Annotated in this window: 16 protein-coding genes; 6 read left to right on the top strand and 10 right to left on the bottom strand. The window is 66.1% G+C overall.

The genetic code is table 11. From position 1 onward, the window contains the following. Positions 1-103: 103 nt before the first annotated feature. From XI05_RS11070 to XI05_RS11045, 6 genes are all read right to left on the bottom strand, one after another. Complete coding sequence (locus XI05_RS11070; protein ID WP_271501394.1) at positions 104-1,552, bottom strand: aldehyde dehydrogenase family protein; 1,449 nt, start codon at positions 1,550-1,552, stop codon at positions 104-106. Positions 1,553-1,575: 23 nt separating this feature from the next. Beyond that, positions 1,576-2,934 (bottom strand): glucarate dehydratase, encoded by a 1,359-nt coding sequence (gene gudD, locus XI05_RS11065; protein WP_271501393.1) that lies wholly within the window; start codon positions 2,932-2,934, stop codon positions 1,576-1,578. Positions 2,935-2,958: 24 nt separating this feature from the next. Further along, complete coding sequence (kdgD, locus tag XI05_RS11060) at positions 2,959-3,903, bottom strand: 5-dehydro-4-deoxyglucarate dehydratase (protein ID WP_271501391.1); 945 nt, start codon at positions 3,901-3,903, stop codon at positions 2,959-2,961. Between the two features lie 124 nt (positions 3,904-4,027). Beyond that, the gene (locus XI05_RS11055; protein ID WP_271501388.1) at positions 4,028-4,933 is read right to left on the bottom strand and encodes a LysR substrate-binding domain-containing protein; all 906 of its coding nucleotides are present in this window, start codon (positions 4,931-4,933) and stop codon (positions 4,028-4,030) included. Positions 4,934-5,535: 602 nt separating this feature from the next. After that, on the bottom strand, positions 5,536-7,485 hold the full coding sequence (locus XI05_RS11050) for a hypothetical protein (protein WP_271501387.1): 1,950 nt from the start codon (positions 7,483-7,485) through the stop codon (positions 5,536-5,538). 110 nt (positions 7,486-7,595) lie between these two features. Then, positions 7,596-8,678 carry a lysylphosphatidylglycerol synthase transmembrane domain-containing protein gene (locus XI05_RS11045; RefSeq protein ID WP_172785257.1) on the bottom strand — a complete coding sequence of 361 codons (1,083 nt, stop codon included), beginning with the start codon at positions 8,676-8,678 and terminating at the stop codon, positions 7,596-7,598. Between the two features lie 429 nt (positions 8,679-9,107). Between XI05_RS11045 and XI05_RS11040 the strand changes: the two genes are divergently transcribed. Then, positions 9,108-9,614, top strand: a complete 507-nt coding sequence (locus XI05_RS11040; RefSeq protein ID WP_271501385.1) for a YciE/YciF ferroxidase family protein — start codon at positions 9,108-9,110, stop codon at positions 9,612-9,614. A 214-nt stretch (positions 9,615-9,828) separates the two neighbouring features. Next, complete coding sequence (locus tag XI05_RS11035) at positions 9,829-12,228, top strand: bifunctional diguanylate cyclase/phosphodiesterase (protein ID WP_271501383.1); 2,400 nt, start codon at positions 9,829-9,831, stop codon at positions 12,226-12,228. Positions 12,229-12,232: 4 nt separating this feature from the next. On the opposite strand, the gene XI05_RS11030 is transcribed toward XI05_RS11035, so the two are convergent. Next, the gene (locus XI05_RS11030; RefSeq protein WP_260379939.1) at positions 12,233-12,667 is read right to left on the bottom strand and encodes a hypothetical protein; all 435 of its coding nucleotides are present in this window, start codon (positions 12,665-12,667) and stop codon (positions 12,233-12,235) included. Between the two features lie 47 nt (positions 12,668-12,714). Between XI05_RS11030 and XI05_RS11025 the strand changes: the two genes are divergently transcribed. Both XI05_RS11025 and XI05_RS11020 read left to right on the top strand, forming a co-directional pair. Further along, positions 12,715-13,314 carry a hypothetical protein gene (locus XI05_RS11025; RefSeq protein WP_271501381.1) on the top strand — a complete coding sequence of 200 codons (600 nt, stop codon included), beginning with the start codon at positions 12,715-12,717 and terminating at the stop codon, positions 13,312-13,314. A 62-nt stretch (positions 13,315-13,376) separates the two neighbouring features. Then, positions 13,377-13,976, top strand: a complete 600-nt coding sequence (locus tag XI05_RS11020) for a YdcF family protein (protein WP_271501379.1) — start codon at positions 13,377-13,379, stop codon at positions 13,974-13,976. A 2-nt stretch (positions 13,977-13,978) separates the two neighbouring features. On the opposite strand, the gene XI05_RS11015 is transcribed toward XI05_RS11020, so the two are convergent. Beyond that, positions 13,979-15,322, bottom strand: a complete 1,344-nt coding sequence (locus XI05_RS11015; RefSeq protein WP_271501377.1) for an aminotransferase-like domain-containing protein — start codon at positions 15,320-15,322, stop codon at positions 13,979-13,981. 185 nt (positions 15,323-15,507) lie between these two features. Here XI05_RS11015 and XI05_RS11010 point away from each other — a divergent pair, with 185 nt between their 5' ends. Beyond that, entirely contained in the window at positions 15,508-15,744 is a 237-nt protein-coding gene (locus tag XI05_RS11010; protein WP_271501375.1) for a DUF1127 domain-containing protein, read from the top strand. Between the two features lie 609 nt (positions 15,745-16,353). On the opposite strand, the gene XI05_RS11005 is transcribed toward XI05_RS11010, so the two are convergent. Together XI05_RS11005 and XI05_RS11000 are read right to left on the bottom strand one after the other, a co-directional pair. Then, complete coding sequence (locus XI05_RS11005; RefSeq protein WP_130218328.1) at positions 16,354-16,779, bottom strand: universal stress protein; 426 nt, start codon at positions 16,777-16,779, stop codon at positions 16,354-16,356. Between the two features lie 57 nt (positions 16,780-16,836). After that, on the bottom strand, positions 16,837-17,373 hold the full coding sequence (locus XI05_RS11000; protein ID WP_271501373.1) for a SixA phosphatase family protein: 537 nt from the start codon (positions 17,371-17,373) through the stop codon (positions 16,837-16,839). Between the two features lie 191 nt (positions 17,374-17,564). Between XI05_RS11000 and XI05_RS10995 the strand changes: the two genes are divergently transcribed. Then, positions 17,565-18,945: NAD(P)/FAD-dependent oxidoreductase (locus XI05_RS10995; RefSeq protein WP_271501371.1), on the top strand; the 1,381-nt coding region annotated here is incomplete at its 3' end.

Below are 18,945 nucleotides of genomic sequence, written 5' to 3'. Positions count from 1 at the left end.
CAGAAGTCGTAGGGTGGGCAAAGGCGCAACGTGCCGTGCCCACCATCTTCACACCGAACGTAAGCGGTGGGCACGCTTCGCTTTGCCCACCCTACGATCGCAGTCAGCCTGGATACGTATAAGCCGTCTTCACCGTGGTGTAGAACTCGCGCGCGTAGGAGCCCTGCTCTCGGGCGCCGTAGCTCGAGCCCTTCCGGCCGCCGAACGGCACGTGATAGTCGACGCCGGCGGTCGGCAGATTGACCATCACCATGCCGGACTCGCTGTTGCGCTTGTAGTGTGAGGCGTATTTCAGGCTGGTGGTGCAGATGCCGGAGGCGAGGCCGAACTCGGTGTCGTTGGAGATCGCCAGCGCTTCCTCGTAGTTCTTGGCGCGGATGACTGCGGCGACCGGGCCAAAAATCTCCTCACGCGCGATGCGCATGTTGTTGTTGGCTTCGGTGAACAGCGCCGGCTGCAGGTAGTGGCCGGGATTCTCGCGCTTCAGCAGCTCGCCGCCGAAAGCGAGCTTGGCGCCTTCGTCCTGACCGATCTTGATGTAGCGCAGGTCTTGGTCGAGCTGGCTCTGGTCGACCACGGGGCCAATATGCACGCCGGCTTTGAGCGCGTCGTCCACCGACAGGCTGTTCAGGCGCTCGGCCACGGCCGCGACGAAGCGATCATGGATGCCTTCGGTGACGATCAGGCGCGAGGACGCCGTGCAACGCTGGCCGGTGGAGAAATAGGCGCCGTTGACGGCGACCTCGACGGCGGTCTTGAGGTCGGCGTCGTCGAGCACCACCAACGGGTTCTTGCCGCCCATCTCGAGCTGGAACTTCTTCATGGGGTTCGAGAGCACGCAGGCCTGTGCGATCTTGCGTCCCGTCTGCACCGAACCGGTGAAGGAGATCGCGGCGACGTCCGAATGCTCGAGCAGGGTCTGGCCGACCACCGAGCCGGAGCCGACGACGAGATTGAACACGCCCGCGGGAATGCCGGAGCGGGTGATGATCTCGGACAGCGCATGCGCCGAGCCCGGCACCAGCTCGGCGGGCTTGAACACCACCGTGTTGCCGTAGCAGAGCGCCGGCGCGATCTTCCAGGCGGGGATCGCGATCGGGAAATTCCAGGGCGTGATCATGCCGACGACGCCGACCGGCTCACGGGTGAGCTCGACGTCGAGGCCGGGACGCACCGAAGCGCCCTTCTCGCCGATCAGCCGCAGCGCTTCACCGGCGAAGAACGCGAAGATCTGGCCGGCACGGGCGACCTCGCCGATGCCTTCAGGGAGGGTCTTGCCTTCCTCGCGCGCGAGCAGGCGGCCGAGCTCTTCCTTACGGGCGAGGATCTCGAGCGAAATCTTGTTCAGCGCGTCGAAGCGCGCCTGCGGGGTCGACTGCGACCAGGCGGGGAAGGCGGCTTTCGCGGCGGCGATGGCCTTCTCGGTCTGCGCCTTGTCGGCCTTGGCGTATTCGCCGACGAGATCATTGGTGTTGGAGGGGTTGATGTTCCTGGTGATGCCGGAGCCGTCGACCCATTCGCCGCCGATGAAGTTCTTCAGGATTGCTGTCATCTTTTTCCTCCAGGGGAACGCTTTTAACGGACGAGACAGGGACGCTTGTCGTCAAACGTCCAGCCGGGGATCAGGTCCTGCATGGCCATAGCGTCATCCCGGCCGCCGAGTCCATGCTTCTTGTAGAGCTCGTGCGCGGCCTCGATGGCGGCAGGGTCGATCTCGATGCCGAGACCCGGGCGGTCCGGGACGGCGATCTTGCCGCCCTTGATCTGGAGCGGCTCTTTGGTCAGGGCCTGGCCGTCCTGCCAGATCCAGTGGGTGTCGATCGCGGTGACCTTCCCTGGAGCGGCGGCGCCGACATGGGTGAACATGGCGAGCGAAATGTCGAAATGATTGTTGGAGTGCGAGCCCCAGGTCAGGCCGTTGTCACGGCAGGTCTGGGCCACGCGCACCGAGCCTTGCATGGTCCAGAAATGGGGATCGGCCAGCGGGATGTCCACCGCCCCGAGCCGCAGCGCATGGGAGAGCTGCCGCCAGTCGGTGGCGATCATGTTGGTGGCGGTCGGAAGGCCCGTTGCGCGGCGGAACTCGGCCATGATCTCGCGGCCGGAGAAGCCGGCCTCGGCGCCGCAGGGGTCTTCGGCGTAGGCGAGGATGCCGTGCATGTTCTTGCAGAGGCGGATCGCCTCATCGAGCGACCAGGCGCCGTTGGGGTCGAGCGTCACGCGTGCGTTCGGGAAACGTTTTGCGATGGCCGTGACGGCCTCGATCTCCTGCTCGCCGCGCAGCACGCCGCCCTTGAGCTTGAAGTCGGCGAAACCGTAATGATCGTGGGTGGCCTCCGCGAGCCGCACCACGGTCTCGGGCGTCATCGCCTCCTGGTGGCGGAGGTTGAACCAGTCCGCCTTGCCGGTCTCGCCGGTGACATAGTCGAGCTTCGACCTGCGGCGATCGCCGACGAAGAAGAGATAGCCGAGCGTCTCGACGCTGCTGCGCTGCTGGCCTTCGCCGAGCAGCGCGGCGACGGGCAGTCCGAGATGCTGGCCGAGCAGGTCGAGCAGCGCGGATTCGATCGCGGTGACGGCGTGGATCATCACGCGAAGATCAAAAGTCTGCTTGCCGCGGCCGCCGGCGTCGCGATCGGCGAAGGCGATGCGGACGTCGGCGAGAATGTTGTTCATCGCGCCGACGGTCTTGCCGATCACGAGGTCGCGCGCGTCCTGGAGGGTCTGCCAGATCTTCTGCCCGCCCGGCACCTCGCCGACGCCGGTGTGGCCGGCATTGTCGGTGAGGATGACGATGTTGCGGGTGAAGAACGGTGCATGCGCGCCGCTGAGGTTGAGAAGCATGCTGTCGCGGCCCGCGACCGGGATCACCTGCATCGCCGTGACGACCGGTGCGCCGGCGACTGACGCGCCGGAAATCTCAGTCTTGGCCATCGCACGCCCCTCCCTGTTGTCGTGTTATTCTGCAGCCTGTTGTGACGATCGTGCGGCGGGCAGCTTCTTCACCAGCGCGGTCAACTCCGCCATCTCCTGCTCGGTGAGATCGGTCAGCGGCGGACGCACCGGGCCGGAATCGCGGCCGATCACCTTCATGCCGGCCTTGATGATCGAGACCGCGTAACCCTTCTTGCGGTTGCGGATCGCGATCAGCGGCAGGATGAAATCCTTCAGGCCGGCCTGGATCGTGGCGTGGTCGCGCTTGCGCACCGCGGCGTAGAAGTTGGTGGCGAATTCCGGCACGAAGTTGAAGACGGCCGAGGAATAGGTCGTCACGCCCATGTCGAGATAGGGCAGCGCGAAGGTCTCGGCGGTCGGCAGGCCGCCGACATAGGTGAGGCGGTCGCCGAGCTTGGTGTAGACGCGGGTCATCAGCTCGATGTCGCCGATGCCGTCCTTGTAGCCGACGAGGTTCGGGCAGCGCTCGGCAAGGCGTGCGAGCGAGTCGGGCTGCAGGATCGCGTTGTCGCGGTTGTAGACGATCACGCCTATCTTCACGGCGGCGCAGACCGCCTCGACGTGCGCGGCGAGGCCCTCCTGTTCGGAATGGGTGAGGTAGGGCGGCAGCAGCAAGAGGCCGTCGGCGCCGGCCTTTTCCGCACCGATCGCGATCTCGCGCGCGATCGCGGTGCCGTAACCGGTGCCGGCGAGCACGGGCACGCGGCCCTTGGTCTCGTCGACGGCGACCTTCACGACCTGCGGAACCTCTGATGGCGTCAGCGAGAAGAACTCGCCGGTGCCGCCGGCGGCGAACAGACCTGCGACGTCATAACCGCACAGCCAGTCCATGTTGGCGCGGTAGGTCGCCTCGTCGAAGGAGTAGTCCGCCCTGAACGGCGTGACGGGGAAGGACAGGAGGCCCGATCCGATCTTCTGGGCCATTTCCTGCGGGGTCATCTTGCTCATGGGCGCGCTCCTTGTCGTGTTGCGGAGGACGCAAGCAGAGGCCGCGCGTCCATGCGCCGTGGTTTAGGAGACCGTTCGATGCGCGTCCAAGCCAAAGCCTATATCGACCGATGCGGATTGAGCATCAATCCTCGGCCGGCTCCGCGGAGGACAATTCGCCGGCGATCTTGACCAGCGCCGACAGCAGCGGGTTCTCGTCCTCGCGCCGCCACACCATGAACAGCTCGACGGGCACGCGCGTGCGCAGCTTGAGCGGCCGCAGCCGCACGTCGGAGATCTTCAGGTTCGCCGCCGCCGCCGGCACGATGGCAAGGCCGAGGCCGGCGCGCACCATCGCGAGGATGGAGTGGATCTGGCTGAGATGCTGGACGTAGCGCGGCAGCACGTCGGCGCGGGTGAACAGCGCCACCAGCAGATCGTGGAAGTAACGGCTCTCATAGGGCGAGTACATCACGAAGGGCTGGTCGTCGAAATCCTTGATGGTGATGCCGTCTGCATTCGCCAGCGGATGCTTTTTCGGGATCGCCGCGAGCAGCGGTTCGGCGACGACGCGGCGGCTGGCAAGCTCGGGCCGCGCGATCGGCGGCCGCAGCAGGCCGGCGTCGATCTGGCCCGAGGTCAGCGCCTCGAACTGGTCGCCCGACACCATCTCCTTCAGCGAGAAGTCCACCTCGGGCAGCCTGGCGCGGCAGGCGGCGACGAGCTCGGGCAGGAAGCCATAGGCCGCGGCCGCGGTGAAGCCGATCTTCAGCGAGCCGGTCTTGCCGAGCGCGATACGACGGGCGACCTGCGAGGCGCTCTCGGCAAGCTTGAGGATGCGCCGCGCCTCCGGCAGGAAGCTGCGCCCCGCGGGGGTCAGGCGCACCGAACGGCTGGTGCGCTCCAGCAGCGGCGCATCGATGATGTGCTCGAGCACCTGGATCTGCCGGGACAGCGGCGGCTGGGTCATGTTCAGCCGTGCGGCGGCGCGGCCGAAATGCAATTCCTCCGCCACCGTGACGAAACAGCGGAGCTGGTTGAGGTCGAACATCGATACATGCCTTAGATGGATAAGGCGTTTCCTCGGCACTTCTAGCATCGATCACCCCCAAAACAAAGACGGCGGCTTTGTGGTCCGCCGTTGAGTTGCCTGGTCAAGCTCCCATGGGAGCCCTCAGGAGGAACAGCCTGATGCGACACCGCCTCACGTCCGCTGCGGACACCACTGCGCTCATCACGCGCTTCCCTTAAGTCTCGGCCCGTTTTCCCCGACACGAGTCCTAGAGGCGCGCGCGGCGAAGTGTCCAAGTTCAAGGCAGTATCGATCGATGCCGTTTTTGGATTGATGGAACGGCAGGTGAGGGGAACGATCTGAAAGAGTGACAATGCACGAGCGAGGTCGCGCCACGCACACCGCTGTCATTCCCCGCGCAGGCGGGGAATCCAGTACGCCGCGGCTTCTCGATTCATCACAGGTGTCTCGGAGTACTGGATCGCCCGATCAAGTCGGGCGATGACAGCGAGGGTGTGGGACGTGCACGCCACAAACTCGTCATTGCGAGCGCAGCGAAGCAATCCAGGCTCTTTCCCCAGGGGGCTGGATTGCTTCGCTGCGCTCGCAATGACGGTGTGGAGAGAGCTCGCCCTTGCCTGCTACTGCCGCGCGCTCGGCAGCAGCTGCGGCAATAGTCCGCGCGTCACGTTCGGCGGCACTGCATCGAGACCGAGCGCGGCGCTCGCCGCCGGCAGCGCCGCATCGGCCATCGCGGCGTGACCCTCGGCGGTCGGATGCACCGCGCCGCCGTAGACGGCGGAGAGCACGCCCCAGGTCGCGTCGTGGATGTCGGTCGGCTGGCTCGCCGCCGGCAGGCCCTGCGGATAGGTCATCGCGGCGAAATAGCTGTCATTGGCGTCGCGGACCCAGCGCGCGCGAGGCAGGTAGGCGCGGTACTCCGAGGCGCCGCGGCCGCACAGCATCGGCTGGCTCGCCGCGCTGACGATATCGGGATTGAAGCTCTGGCCGTTCTCGGCAAAGCAGCTGCGGTCGAATTCGGGATCGTTGGTGGAACGGGCGCAGAAGCCGTGCTCGGCGAATGCGGCCTGGTGCGCGTCGACGAAAGTCATGCGGTCGGCTTCGGGATCGCGGCACAGCGCACCGCGGGTGCAGGTGGCGAGCCCCTTCAGCTGCGGCAGGAATTCGGTGTCGACGAAGGCGGAGACGCGGGCGAGGCGCTGCGGATCGGTGTTGAAGGACGGGTGGATGTCGAAGCCGGCTCGGCCGCCGCGGCAGGGCGCGCCGCCATCGGCAAGCGCAGGATTGGCGTAGGAGACATAGACCACGTGCGAGAGGTCGCCGCCGACCAGCGGCTTCAGCACCTCGCGCAGCTTGACGAAGTTCTGCGGCAGCTCGCGCTGGAGCGCATCGCGGGAATCGTCGACGCTCGCCATCACGCCGGAGCGGCGGAACAGCGCGCGCTCGGTCGCGGTGTCGACGATGACGTCGGCGACGAGACCGGAGAAATAGACGTCGTTGGCGCCGACCGAGAGCAGCACGAGGTCGAGCGTGCGCTCGGGCTGGCGCTTCTTCGCCGCGGCGACGGCTTCCCGCAGCTCGGCGACTTGCGCGTTCACGCTGGTGTTGCAGACGCCGGTCTTGCCGGGCGGGCATTCGCGGGCGCGCTGGGAGCCGAGCAGCCCATCGCCGATGCTGGCGCCGGTGCAGGCGAGCGGCAGGAAAGTCACGGCGACGTGGGTGTAGCGCACGGCGAGCGCCAGCGCGGTGCGGGCCTGGTAGCTGTAGAGTGAGCGATGGCAGGGCGCATTGAACCAGAGCGCGCTGTAGCGTTGCCAGTTGGCGAGCGTGTCCGGTGCCTCGCAGGCGCGGCCGCCCTTGAAGCCATGGCGGCTCGGCCGGTAGTATTGCGCGCCGGCAGTGCCGAGATAGGAGCGGAAGCAAAAGCCTTCGTCCGACAGTGCCAGCGGCCGGTCCGGATTGCCTTCGCCCGAGGCGATGCTGTCGCCGAGGCCTGCGATGAAGATGTCGCGCACCTGGATCTCGGTCTGGACCCGCTGGGTCGGATCGGAGCCGGCGGAGACATCGACGGTCGCAACCGTCTGCTTGCCGTAGCGGACGCGCAAATTGATCGGCTCGGCGCAGTCGAAGGTCGAGCTCTGCGGGCCGTCGCCGTCGTCGAACGACCAGGCGCAGGTGGCGCCGACCGGCACCGCGCCGGCCAGGCGCACCGTGACCGGATGGTCGATCGGCGTGATGTAGTTCTCTTTGACGTTGTCGCGGGTGCAGGGCTGGTTGACCCGGCCCTGCAGGTCGATGCAGAGCCGGTTGACCATGTTGCGGGCCCAGCCGCGGCCCTCGCTCTGCAGCTCCAGTGACTGTTCGGCGGCGAGAATGCTGCGGTTACGCGCGTTCTCGACATGGAGCAGGAAGTCTCGCTCCTCGCGGAATAGCCGGAAGCGATTACGCACCTCCCAGCTGATCTGCATGGCGCCGGCGTCCTGCGCGGCGGCGGGCTCGGGCAATGCAGTCAGGATGCCGGCAAGCAGCACGGCGCCTGCCGAGAGGGTGCGAAGGAATACGGTGATCATGGCCCGCGTCTTCAACGGCAAAGTTGAGGCGGAAATAAGAGAGGATTGCGCCCCGGCCTGCAACCTTTGCCTGATGACTTCCGGGGGCGCGCTTGACGGCTCTTGGCGGCTCAGCGCTTGCTGGCCTGCCGAAGCAGGCGTTCGCGCTCCATCGGCGTCACCTCCTTGGGCAGGTTGGCCTGCGCGCAGGCTTCCGCCAGCCGCCGCCGCTCCTGCCACGGCGCGACAACATTCATCCAGAGCTCGCGCGTGCCCATGATCGAGATGGCGAGGCCGAACGGGATCACGAAATAGAGAATGCGGAACACCAGCAGCGTCGCCAGAAGCTCCTCGCGGCCGAACTGGGGCAGCGCCACCAGCATGGCCGCATCGAACACGCCGATCGAGCCGGGGGCGTGGCTGGCAAAGCCGATCAGGGTCGCCAGGATGAACACGACCGCGAGCGACATGAAGTCGATCGGCGGGTTAGACGGCATCAAGAGGTACATCGCCGTGGCGCAGAAGCCGAGATCGACGACGCCGATCAGGATCTGCACCAAGGTCAGCGGCGCCGAGGGCAGCACCACCTTCCAGCCCTTCTGGCCGAGCTCGCGGCGCTTCTCGCCCATGCAGAGCCAGACGAGATAGGCCCCGATCGACGCGAGGCCGCCGAGGGCGATCAACCGGTTGAGCGAGGAGGGCAGCTGATCCATCGAGGAGGCCGCATCCGGATGGACGGCCATGCCGATCGAAAGCACGAAGATGTTACCGAGCCAGAAGGTCAGGCCCGACAGGAAGCAGATCTTCGCGACGTCGATCGCGTTCAGCCCATAGTCCGAATAGATCCGGAAACGGATCGCGCCGCCGGTGAAGACCGTGGCTCCGATGTTGTGGCCGATCGAATAGGACGTGAAGCTGGACAGCGCCGCGATGCGATAGGGCACGTGCTTCTTGCCGATCGTTCGCAGTGCAAAAAAATCATAGAAGGTCAGTGTACAGAACGCGAAGAAGACGCAGATCGCCGCCAGGCCGATATTGCCGCGGGGAATCTCGGTCAACGCGGTCAGGATGACCCCGGTATCGATGCCCTTGAGGGTCCGCACCAGCGTGGTGATCGCGAAAGCGATGATGAAGATGCTCGCGGCAACTCCGAGCCGTCGCCAGCCGATCCATCTCTTGAAGCCGCGTTTCAGCGCGGGCAGCAGTCCGTGCATTCATCCTCCCGGCGGGGGGCAAGAGCGACCGGGCCAGGCATTGGCCGGTCGGGTGCGATCACGGCCAAAGGCAGGCATCGATCGCTAGGCATGATCCAGCTCATTTAAGGCAAAATCAGCGGCTTGTGCAGCCCTTGACAACAATAGGTTCTGCGTTCGGCCGGCAACTTTGTCATACGCAGTTCATATCGGAGGCGCGTTAAGCATATGAGTCGTGAAACCCGGCTCCATTCGCGCCTTCACTGTGCCGACACGGTGTCAAATCCTGGCGCGGTCCGCATTGTTCCAGCGCAAGCCGCATCGGCCTTTTTTGGAACGTCGATGCAGCGTGGTCGTTAGGCTCCATCGGCAATCGAACATGGCGGAATACGCGGCTTTTCGTGCAAAGCCGGCGCCGCCGTGTTCCCAAGACCCGAGAGGATCGGAACGATGGGACTGTTCACAAAAGACATCAAGACCATGAACGACCTGTTCGTGCATCAGCTCCAGGACATCTATTATGCCGAGCAGCAGCTCACCAAGGCGCTGCCGAAGATGGCGAGCAAGGCCACTGATCCGCTGCTGAAACAGGGCTTTTTGACGCACCTCGAGGAAACCAAGCAGCACGTCGCGCGGCTCGAGGAGGTCTTCAAGATGCACGGCGTAGCTGTGAAGGCGGTCGACTGCCCGGCCATCGACGGCATCATCGAGGAAGCCGACGAGACCGCCGGCGAAGTCGCCGACAAGGCGGTGCTGGACGCGGCCTTGATCAATGCTGCGCAGGCCGCGGAGCATTACGAGATCGTCCGCTACGGCAGCCTGATCGCCTGGGCCAAGCAGCTCGGCCGCAATGATTGTGCGACGGTGCTCGCCAAGACGCTCGAGGAGGAGAAGGCGACCGACAAGAAGCTGACGACCCTCGCCGAGAGCAAGGTGAACCTGCGCGCGGCGAGCTGAGAAGACGTAACCACGAGCGCCGCGCGATATTCCGCGCGGCGCTTTTGCTTGTCCGCCTCCCGCTGCCGTGGCCCTGCTTCGGTGCGCCGTCTGCAGGATCAACAATATGAGCGAACTCGCTCATCTTCCGTTCACCACTTCCGAAACAGGTTTGTAGCTGGTTACCGATCGTCCATCTCCGTCGGGTGAAGTGCCGGTCGATTTGGGGCTGGCAATGTATCAAGTTTTCTACTGTCTCACCGACGAGCATGACTGGCGACTGGTCGCCCTTGGGGGTGCAGTGTGCCTGCTCGCCAGCGCCGCGGCGATCAGCCTGTTTCAGCGCGCACGCGCGACGCACGGAGCCGGGCGTCTGGCCTGGATCGCCCTGGATGCGGCCGTCAGCGGCTGCGGCATCTGGGCGACGCATTTCATCGCGATGCTCGCCTACGGCCCGGGGAGCGCCGGCGCCTACAACATCCCGGTGACCATTCTCTCGTTGATGCTTGCGATCTCCCTGACCTTCGTGGGCCTGAGCATCGCCGTGGCGTCCTCGCGCCCGGTGTGGATCATCGTCGGCGGCGCCATCGTCGGCCTGGGTGTCGCGGCGATGCATTACACCGGCATGGCGGCGCTGGAGATGCTGGCACGGGTGGACTGGATCGGAAGCACGGTTGCCGCCTCGGTGCTGTTCGGCGTCGTCTTCGCAGCGCTCGCGCTGTTCGTCGCTGCCCGAGGTGAGGACATTCGTCATGCGCTGAGCGCGACTGCTCTGTTGACGCTCGCGATCGTCGCGCATCATTTCACCGCGATGGGCGCGGTGCTGCTGACGCCGGACCCGACGCTCGCGATCAGCGGGCTCTCGATCCCGCCGGCCTCGCTGTCGTTCCTCACTGCCAGCGCCGCCGTTGCGATCATCGCGATTGCGCTCGTGGCCGCGCTGCTCGACCGCCGCGCCAAGGGCGAACTGGGCCGTCAGCAGATCGTGCTGGACAGCGCGCTGGAGAACATGTCGCAGGGGCTGTGCATGTTCGACGCCGACGGCAAGATCATCCTGTTCAACGAGCGCTATGCCGCGATGCTCCGTCGTACCGACGTGCCGCTCACCGGCCGCTTGCTGGTCGACGTGCTCAGGGAAGAGCAGGCCAAAGGCCAGTGGCAGGGCGACGCCGATGAATTCTTCGCCCGCCTCGTCGCCGACGCGCGCGAGGGCCGCACCACGACCGACGTCGTCAACCGGTTCGGCCGCTCCATCCGGGTCGTCAACCAGCCGATGCAGGGCGGCGGCTGGGTCGCGACCTTCGAGGACATCACCGAATGGCTGGAGGCACAGGCCAAGATCTCGCACATGGCGCGCCACGACGCGCTGACCAGCCTGCCGAACCGGGTGCTGTTCCACGAACAGCTCGAGCAGGGACTGCGTCAGACCAAGTCGGGCGACCAGCTCGCGGTGCTTTGTCTCGATCTCGATCACTTCAAGGACATCAACGACTCGCTCGGCCATCCCATCGGCGATGCGCTGCTCAAGGAGGTCGGCCGCAGGCTCAAGTCCACCGTCGGCGAACAGGACACCGTGGCGAGGCTCGGCGGCGACGAGTTCGCGGTGGTCCAGATCGGACGCTCCGAGGAGATCGCCGCGCGATCGCTTGCCGGACGCCTCGTCGAGGTGATCTCGGCGCCTTACCAGATCGACGACCATCAGATCGTGATCGGCGTCTCGATCGGCATCTCGCTGTCGCCGCAGGACGGCAGCAATCCGGACGAGCTGCTCAAGAACGCGGACCTTGCGCTCTATCGCGCCAAAGCGGATGGCCGCGGCACCTATCGCTTCTTCGAGACCGGCATGGATGCGCGTGCGCAGGCGCGGCGCCTTCTGGAAATGGATCTGCGCGCGGCGCTGCAACGCGACGAGTTTCAGGTCTATTATCAGCCGATCCGTGAGGTCGCCAGCGGCCGCGTCGTCGCCTTCGAGGCGCTGCTGCGCTGGAACCATCCGCAGCGCGGGCTGATCGCGCCCATCAGCTTCATCCCGCTCGCCGAGGAGACCGGGCTCATCGTTCAGCTCGGCGAATTCGTGCTGCGCTCCGCCTGCGCCGACGCGGTCACCTGGCCCGACGATGTCGACGTCGCCGTCAATTTGTCGCCGGTGCAGTTCAGGAGCCCGAACCTGATCGCAGCGGTGACCGAGGCGTTGGCCGTATCGGGACTCGGTGCGCGCCGCCTCGAGCTCGAGATCACCGAATCCGTTCTGCTCCAGAACAGCGAAGCGACGCTGACCACGCTGCACGAGCTCCGCGCCATGGGCGTGCGGATCTCGCTGGACGATTTCGGCACCGGCTACTCGTCGCTGAGCTATCTGCGCAGCTTCCCGTTCGACAAGATCAAGATCGACCGTTCCTTCGTGTCGGAGCTGGCGACGCGCGAGGATTCCATGGCGATCATTCGCGCCGTGACCGGCCTCGGCCGCAGCCTCGGCATCGTCACCACGGCGGAGGGCGTCGAGAACGACGCGCAGCTCGAGCTGCTCCGGCGCGAGGGCTGCACCCAGGCGCAAGGTTATCTGTTCAGCAAGCCGCGGCCTGCCTCGGATGTCGCGATCATGCTGGAACGGCCGCGGCTGCGCGCGTCGGCTTGAGAGGTCAGCCTCGGCGCAGCGCGAAATGCGCGCCGCAGAAAGCCATCACGGCGCCGAGACACAGGGCGGCAAGCCCGGCGAGCACGCCCGAGACGGTCGGGATCGGACTCGGCGCCGACGCCGCCTGACCCGCTCCCGCGAGCAGGAGCACGCCGACCGCGATCAGGAATTGCCGCATCCGCTGCGGGATCTGTCCGGAGACGGCGCTCTGCATCAGGCTCGCGGTGAAGTAACCGCCCGAGAAGCCGACGGTGGCGATCAGCCACCAGGCGATCGCCGCGCCCGCCGGAATGAACTCATGCGTGTCGGAGCGCCAGAGGCCGCCGAGGTCGAGACCGTAGCGCGCGCCCAGCATGTGCACCGCGAGCGCGAGCAACACACCGGAGATCATTGCGGCGCCGAGAATCAGGCGGCGCGGAAAAAAGGTCGTCTCAGCCATGCCTCGCTTGTAGGATGGCGGGGGGCGATCGCGCAAGCCGATCGCCGATGGGATCATTGATCGACATGCCCGGAGCTGAAGCTGGTTCGGCCACGAGCTACGCCTACAAGGCCTCGCTGATCGGCTCGGCGCATCGCTTCGAGCTGACGGAGCAGGGGCTGTCCTGGCACATCGCCGGCCGCGCCGGCCTGTGGCGCTATGACGAGATCTCGGCGATCCGGCTGTCGTTCCGCCCGGTGTCGATGCAGCAGCATCGCTTCCGCGCCGATATCAGCCGCGCTGGTGGCGGCCGCATCGCGATCCTGTCGACGAGCTGGCAGACCGCGGCGCTGATGGCGCCGCAGGACAACGGCTTTCGTGATTTCCTGATCGAGCTGCATGCGCGGATGGCGAAGGCGGGCAGCCGCGCCGAATTGACCGCGGGGCTCGGCCGCAAGACCTATGCGGCGGTGCTGGCGTTCCTCGCGCTGCTCGCTGTGGCGATGGCGGGACTGCTGATCCGCGCGCTTCTGATCGGCGAATTCGCCGGCGTGCTGTTCATCCTCGGCTTCGCCGCGCTGTTCGCCTGGCAGGTCGGCGGCTTCGTGCGGCGCAACCGGCCGCAGAGCTACGGTTTCGACCGCGTTCCGAAGGCGCTGCTGCCTTAGGTGCAATCGGCCGCAATCAAACGTGACTTCGCGTCGCTGCGCCGGTGTCGCATCGTGCGGTCATGTCAGCCATGGACCGCAGCACCCGCTTGCCAACGGCAGATGAGATCGCCAGAATCAACCGCACGCATCTGATCGACACGCCGCTCCGGCCAGCCGATCTGCTGTTCATGTTCGGTACCCGCGAGGACGTTGGCTTGCGCGCCGACACCGCCGCAAGGCTGTGGCGCGAGGGCCTGTTTCGCTGGTCGATTGTCAGCGGCGGTGTCACGCCGGGCTCGGAGCAATCCGAGTGCAGCATCATCAAGGCTACAATGGTTGCGGCGGGCATTCCGGCGGACCTTATCCTCGAGGAGCATCGTGCGATGAACACCGGCGAGAACGTCATCTTCTCGCTTCCGATCATCGATGCGGCAATCGGGCTGCAGAATATCCGTAGTGTGATCTGCCTCGGCAACACCTGGACCGCGCGGCGTTACCCGATGACGCTGCATCGGCATTGGCCAGCGGTCGAGAAGATGCTGCTCACCGTCGACAGTTTCGCGACACCGCGTGCACTCTGGCATACCGACGCGGAATTTTGCCGCCGCATGCTGCACGAATGGGACAAGATCGAACCTTACAAGGCGAGGGGCTTTATCGCGGACTGGCCGGAGGCCTAGCCCTACTCCGTCGAATCGAAATCATCCTCCTTGGTGCCGAGCAGCGAGACGATGGTGCGCAGGCCGGAATCGAGCTGCTCGGGCGAGGGCGGGGCCAGCGCGAGCCGCACCGCATTCGGCGCATGACCGTGCGCGATCGCGAAGGTCGAGGACGGCGTCAGCGCGATGCCGCGCCTTGCTGCTGCGGCGACGAATGTCTGCGAGCGCCAGTGCGGCGGCAGCGTCAGCCAGAGATGATAGGAGCGCGGATCGGCGGCGATCTGGTAGCCGGCGAGCAATCTTGCGGCGGTCTGCTGGCGGCGCGCGGCATCGATGCGCTTCAGCCGGGTCAGCTCGGCGACGGTGCCGTCGGCCATCAGCCGCTGCCCGGCCGCGAGCGCATGGCCGGAGGCGATCCAGCCGCCGGTGCGCACCGCGCTCATCACACTCTCGCGCAGATGTGGCGGTGCGACGAGGATGCCGAGCGCGAGCCCCGGCGCGACCTTCTTGGACAGGCTGTCGAGCACGATGCAGCGGTCGGGGCCGAGCGCCGCCAGCGGCGTGTCGTCGGCGAGGAAGCCGTAGACGATGTCCTCGATGATGGTGAGATCGAGCTTCTCGGCGACGCGCATGATGTCGGCGCGCCGCGTTGCATTCATGGTGACGCCGAGCGGATTCTGAATGATGGGCTGCAGATACAGCGCCGACAAATGCGCCTCGCGATGGGCCGTCTGGATGGCGTCGGGCCGCGCGCCGAATTCGTCCATGGGGATCGGGACCAGCGTCACACCTAACCGCGCGGCGATGCTCTTGACGTAAGGATAGGTCAGCGCTTCGACGCCGCAGCGGCCGCCGGTGGGCACGAGCGCGGCAAGCGCGGCTGCGAGCGATTGCTTGCCGTTGGCGGTGAAGAAGATCTGCTCGGGCTGGGGCGCATAATCCTTGCGCGCGAGATAGGCGGCAGCAGCCCCGCGCGCACTCTTGGTGCCGGCGCTGGTCGAAACGCGCAGCGCGGATTCCAGCGCGTCGATGCGCTCGAGTCCGGCGAGGCTCCTGGCGATCATCGCCCATTGCTGCGGCAAGAGCGGATAATTGACCTCGAGATTGATGCGCGCGTCGGCCGGCTCGCTCATGGTCTCGACTTCATGCCTGACGTCGCCGGAGATGAACGTGCCGCGCCCGACCTCGCCGACCACGAGGCCGCGGCGGAGCAATTCCGTATAAACGCGGCTCGCGGTCGAGACCGCGATGCCGCGGTCATAGGCAAAATTGCGCTGCGGCGGCAGCCGGTCGCCGGGCCTTAACGTGCCGTTAGTGATATCGGCCGCAATGGCATCGGCGAGCTTCACGTACTCGAACTTGGACATATTGCACCGAGAGCAATGTTTTGCTTGCTCCGAGGAGTGTACTGGAGCATTTAAGTTCCATCAAGTTCCGCGATTGAGCCGAGGGGAGCGAGAGCAATCCGACGGCAAATGAGGTGCAGGCGCCACAAGCGCCCGCGCCAACGGCACCTGCTTCGCCGCGCGGGACGAAAGGCCGGAGAAGAAGAATGACCACGATCTCGCAAACTGCCGGGCGGACTTTACGCCCAGCCTCATCCAGCGGATTTTTCAGTGCCCTCGCCCTGCGCGTCACTGCGCTATTCGACCGCCTCGAGCGCCGCTCCGCCGTCAAGACGCTGAACGAGCTCGACGACCGCGCCCTGCGCGACATCGGCATCACGCGCAGCCAAATCGAGGATGCCGTGTACGGGCAGTTCAAGGCCGAGCTGTCGCGGTATCTGTGATCTCCTTCGACTGCGCGTTCTTCGCGTGTCCCGGACGCGCTGCAGCGTGAAACGCTGCTGCGCAGAGCCGGGGCCGAGCGACCGCACTCGCTGATGCATGGGCCCCGGCTCTGCAGCGCATCGTCGCACCGGACGATGCTTCGCATCGCCGGGGAGACGCTGCGCCGCGTCCGGGGCACGAGAGCGGTGTTTTCGTGCACAGCTGTCCCAACGTAGTCATTGCGAGCGCAGCGAAGCAATCCAGAATCCCACTGCGGAAAGACTCTGGATTGCTTCGCTGCGCTCGCAATGACGGAGTGTGTGGTTGGCACCATTGTTTGCTTTTGCTCGCATCTCAATTGCAGACGCACCTTCGCTTCCTCGCGGCTCATAATCGCCCGAGCTTTGCGTCGATGCCTTGCCCTCATTGAAAGAGCAACTGGGGTCGCATGAGCGGCTTCGCGTCCCGGACGCGCTGCAGCGTGAAACGCTGCTGCGCAGCGCCGGGACCCAGCAAACCGCATGCTCGCTGATGCATGGGCCCCGGCTCTGCAGCGCATCACTTCGTGCTGCGCAGCGTCCGGGGCACGAGACGCGCGTGTGGCTCGCAATGACGGAGTCTGCTGCCCCTCAGTGCCTCACCACCAGTACCGAGCACTTGGCATAACGCACGACGTGGCCGGCGTTGGAGCCGAGGAAATAGGTGCGCATCGCCGGCCGGTGCGAGGTCATCACGATCAAGTCGGCCTTCATGTGCACGGCTTCCTCCAGGATCTCGTGATAGATGCCGCCCTGGCGCACCACGCTGGAGATGCGGGAAGGCTCGATGCCTGATTCGCGGGCGACGATGGCGAGGGCCTCCTCCGAGGTCTGGCGCTGCTGCTCGTCGAAATCGGCCGGGACGTATTCGGCCAGCATCACCGGCGTCATCGGCAGCACGTTGAGCAGGCGCACCGTGCCGCTCCAGGTCTGCGACAACGTCGCCGCGGTCGCGATCGCCGGCTTGGCGAGATCGGTGTCGGCGAGGTCGATGGGCACGAGGATGGACTTGAACATCTGCGCCTCCCTGTGAACCAGGCTGGATCAACCGGTCGAGACGGCGCCCGCGCGTCTCTAGCCCGATCGAAGCAGCTTGGGGCTGACGAACAGCACCAGCTTGCCGCGGCGGTAGGCCACGTCATCCCAATCCTTGACGTCAAAGTCGAAGACCGCAAGTCCCGCCGTGGGCAGGTTGTGGCCGAGTGCCTTGGCGCCATCAGGATCACCGCCGCCGATCAGCATCAGGGCGACCTCGTGCATGCCGGGATTGTGGCCGATCAGCAGCAACCGCTTCGAATCGGCCGGGGCGGTTGCCGTGCGAATCGTTTCCAGGATCTGCGCGGGATCGGCGCCGTAGAGTTCCGGCAGGATCTCGACCTGCGGCGCCCGGACGCGGTCCTTCATCGCCTCCCAGGCGATGTCCCAGGTCTGCCGGGCCCGCACGGCATGGGACACCAATACGGTATCGGGGAAGGGCGGATGGGCGGCGATCCAGTCGCCCATCTGCGCGGCATCCTTGTGGCCGCGGTCGTCGAGCCGGCGGTCCTGGTCACGGCCGCTCGGTGCGTCGGTCTCGGTCTTGGCGTGACGCAGCAGCATCAAACGGCGCATGGCATTCTCGAATCGCTCCATGTCCAGGATAATCTACAGGCGCCGGTTGAGGACAAGGTGACAGGCGCCCGGTTGGTATGAAGCGCGCTGAGATTAGAACGAATCATCACCGCGCTTCAGGTTGTTATTTTGAGCATGATCTTACCGGAAAACCGCTGCACACTTTTCCGGATCATGCTCTAAGAAACGCTATGAGCGAGACTTTCACAAGCGTGTCCCAGGAAGAAGCCGGCTTTCGCGACCGCGTGCGGCTGTCGTTCGATCTCGATGCCGACATTTGCGTGATCGGGGCGGGGCTTGCCGGGCTTTCCATCGCGCTGGAAGCGGCCCGGCTCGGGGCCAGCGTCGCGGTGCTCGAGGGCCGGCATATCGGCTGGAATGCCTCCGGCAACCAGCACGGCACCGTGATGCCGGGCTTCGCGCTGCCGCTCGCGGACCTGATCGAGCGCATCGGCTTCGAGGACGCCCGCGAATTGTGGACGCTGTCGAAGCAGGGCGCCGAGTTCGTCCGGGCCAACGCCAGCGAAGAGAACATGCCGGGGATCGGCGTCAGCGACGGCGTGCTGGAGGTCTCCAACGTCGATGCCGGCGACCGGCTGATCAGCCGGTTGCAGATGTTGAACGAGGATTTCGACACCGAGGTCGAGGGCTGGCAGGTCGATCGCGTGCGCGGTGCGCTCAAGACCGACCATTACTTCCACGGCGTGTATTATCCGAAAGCGTTCCAGGTCGACGGCCGGAAATATGTGCACGGCCTTGCGGCGCTGGCGCGGCGGGCAGGCGCCCGCATCTTCGAGGACACGCCGGTCGTCAGCATCGATCATTCCGGCATCCGCAAGCGCATCGTCACGCCCTCGGCGCGGCTGCGCGCGAGCCACATCGTGCTCGCCGGCAACATTCATCTCGGCGCGCCGTTGAAGCGCCTGTCGGAGACGCTGCTGCCGGTCTGGCGCTATGCCGGCGTGACCGCGCCGCTCGGCGAGCGCCTGCACGAGATGATCGCCTTCAAGGGATCGGTGATGGATTCCGACGGTGTCGACCATTTCCGGATCGTCGACGGCGACCGGCTGATGTGGGAGAGCCCGGAGACCACCTGGGCGGCGCGTCCGCAGCGCTTCGCCGGCGCCGTCAGGCGGCGGATCCGGACGATCTTTCCCGAGCTCGGCAATGTGGAGATCACCGACATGTTCGGCGGCGCCACCGGCCAGACCGTGCACGGCATGCCGCAGATCGGCCAGCTGCGTAAAGGCCTGTGGGTGGCGAGCGGGTTCGGCCGCCAGGGGATGAACACCTCGGCCATGGCCGGACAGATGATCGCGCGGAGCATCTTGTGGGGCGATGAGCGCTGGAAGTTGTTCTCGCCGTTCGAGCTGGTCTGGGCGGGCGGCGCCACGGGGCGCGTCGCGGGCCAGTTGGTCGGGATCTGGGGCAGGGCGAGCTCCGCCGCCGCAGGTGCGCTCGCCCGCTATCGCGAGCGCGCCAGGGTCAAGGACAGGGAACGCGAGGCCCGCCTCGCCGAAGCCAACCGGGCCGCCGGCACCGGCCCGCGCCGTGCGCCGCCCGGCGTGCGGC

The sequence above is a fragment of the Bradyrhizobium sp. CCBAU 11357 genome (genome assembly GCF_028128865.1).
In the GTDB taxonomy this organism is placed as follows: Bacteria; Pseudomonadota; Alphaproteobacteria; order Rhizobiales; family Xanthobacteraceae; genus Bradyrhizobium.
The sequence above is the reverse complement of the archived record's forward strand: the minus strand, read 5'-3'. Positions and strand labels throughout refer to the sequence as shown.

What these genes read in the sequence shown, in the direction of transcription:
- XI05_RS11005 (WP_130218328.1), bottom strand. Translation starts at nt 16,779, where the DNA reads ATGTTCAAGTCCATCCTCGTGCCCATCGACCTCGCCGACACCGATCTC.
- XI05_RS11045 (WP_172785257.1), bottom strand. Translation starts at nt 8,678, where the DNA reads ATGCACGGACTGCTGCCCGCGCTGAAACGCGGCTTCAAGAGATGGATC.
- XI05_RS11020 (WP_271501379.1), top strand. Translation starts at nt 13,377, where the DNA reads ATGTCAGCCATGGACCGCAGCACCCGCTTGCCAACGGCAGATGAGATC.
- XI05_RS11025 (WP_271501381.1), top strand. Translation starts at nt 12,715, where the DNA reads ATGGGATCATTGATCGACATGCCCGGAGCTGAAGCTGGTTCGGCCACG.
- XI05_RS11015 (WP_271501377.1), bottom strand. Translation starts at nt 15,322, where the DNA reads ATGTCCAAGTTCGAGTACGTGAAGCTCGCCGATGCCATTGCGGCCGAT.
- XI05_RS11000 (WP_271501373.1), bottom strand. Translation starts at nt 17,373, where the DNA reads ATGCGCCGTTTGATGCTGCTGCGTCACGCCAAGACCGAGACCGACGCA.
- XI05_RS11010 (WP_271501375.1), top strand. Translation starts at nt 15,508, where the DNA reads ATGACCACGATCTCGCAAACTGCCGGGCGGACTTTACGCCCAGCCTCA.
- XI05_RS11050 (WP_271501387.1), bottom strand. Translation starts at nt 7,485, where the DNA reads ATGATCACCGTATTCCTTCGCACCCTCTCGGCAGGCGCCGTGCTGCTT.
- XI05_RS11030 (WP_260379939.1), bottom strand. Translation starts at nt 12,667, where the DNA reads ATGGCTGAGACGACCTTTTTTCCGCGCCGCCTGATTCTCGGCGCCGCA.
- gudD (WP_271501393.1), bottom strand. Translation starts at nt 2,934, where the DNA reads ATGGCCAAGACTGAGATTTCCGGCGCGTCAGTCGCCGGCGCACCGGTC.
- XI05_RS11055 (WP_271501388.1), bottom strand. Translation starts at nt 4,933, where the DNA reads ATGTTCGACCTCAACCAGCTCCGCTGTTTCGTCACGGTGGCGGAGGAA.
- kdgD (WP_271501391.1), bottom strand. Translation starts at nt 3,903, where the DNA reads ATGAGCAAGATGACCCCGCAGGAAATGGCCCAGAAGATCGGATCGGGC.
- XI05_RS11035 (WP_271501383.1), top strand. Translation starts at nt 9,829, where the DNA reads ATGTATCAAGTTTTCTACTGTCTCACCGACGAGCATGACTGGCGACTG.
- XI05_RS11040 (WP_271501385.1), top strand. Translation starts at nt 9,108, where the DNA reads ATGGGACTGTTCACAAAAGACATCAAGACCATGAACGACCTGTTCGTG.
- XI05_RS11070 (WP_271501394.1), bottom strand. Translation starts at nt 1,552, where the DNA reads ATGACAGCAATCCTGAAGAACTTCATCGGCGGCGAATGGGTCGACGGC.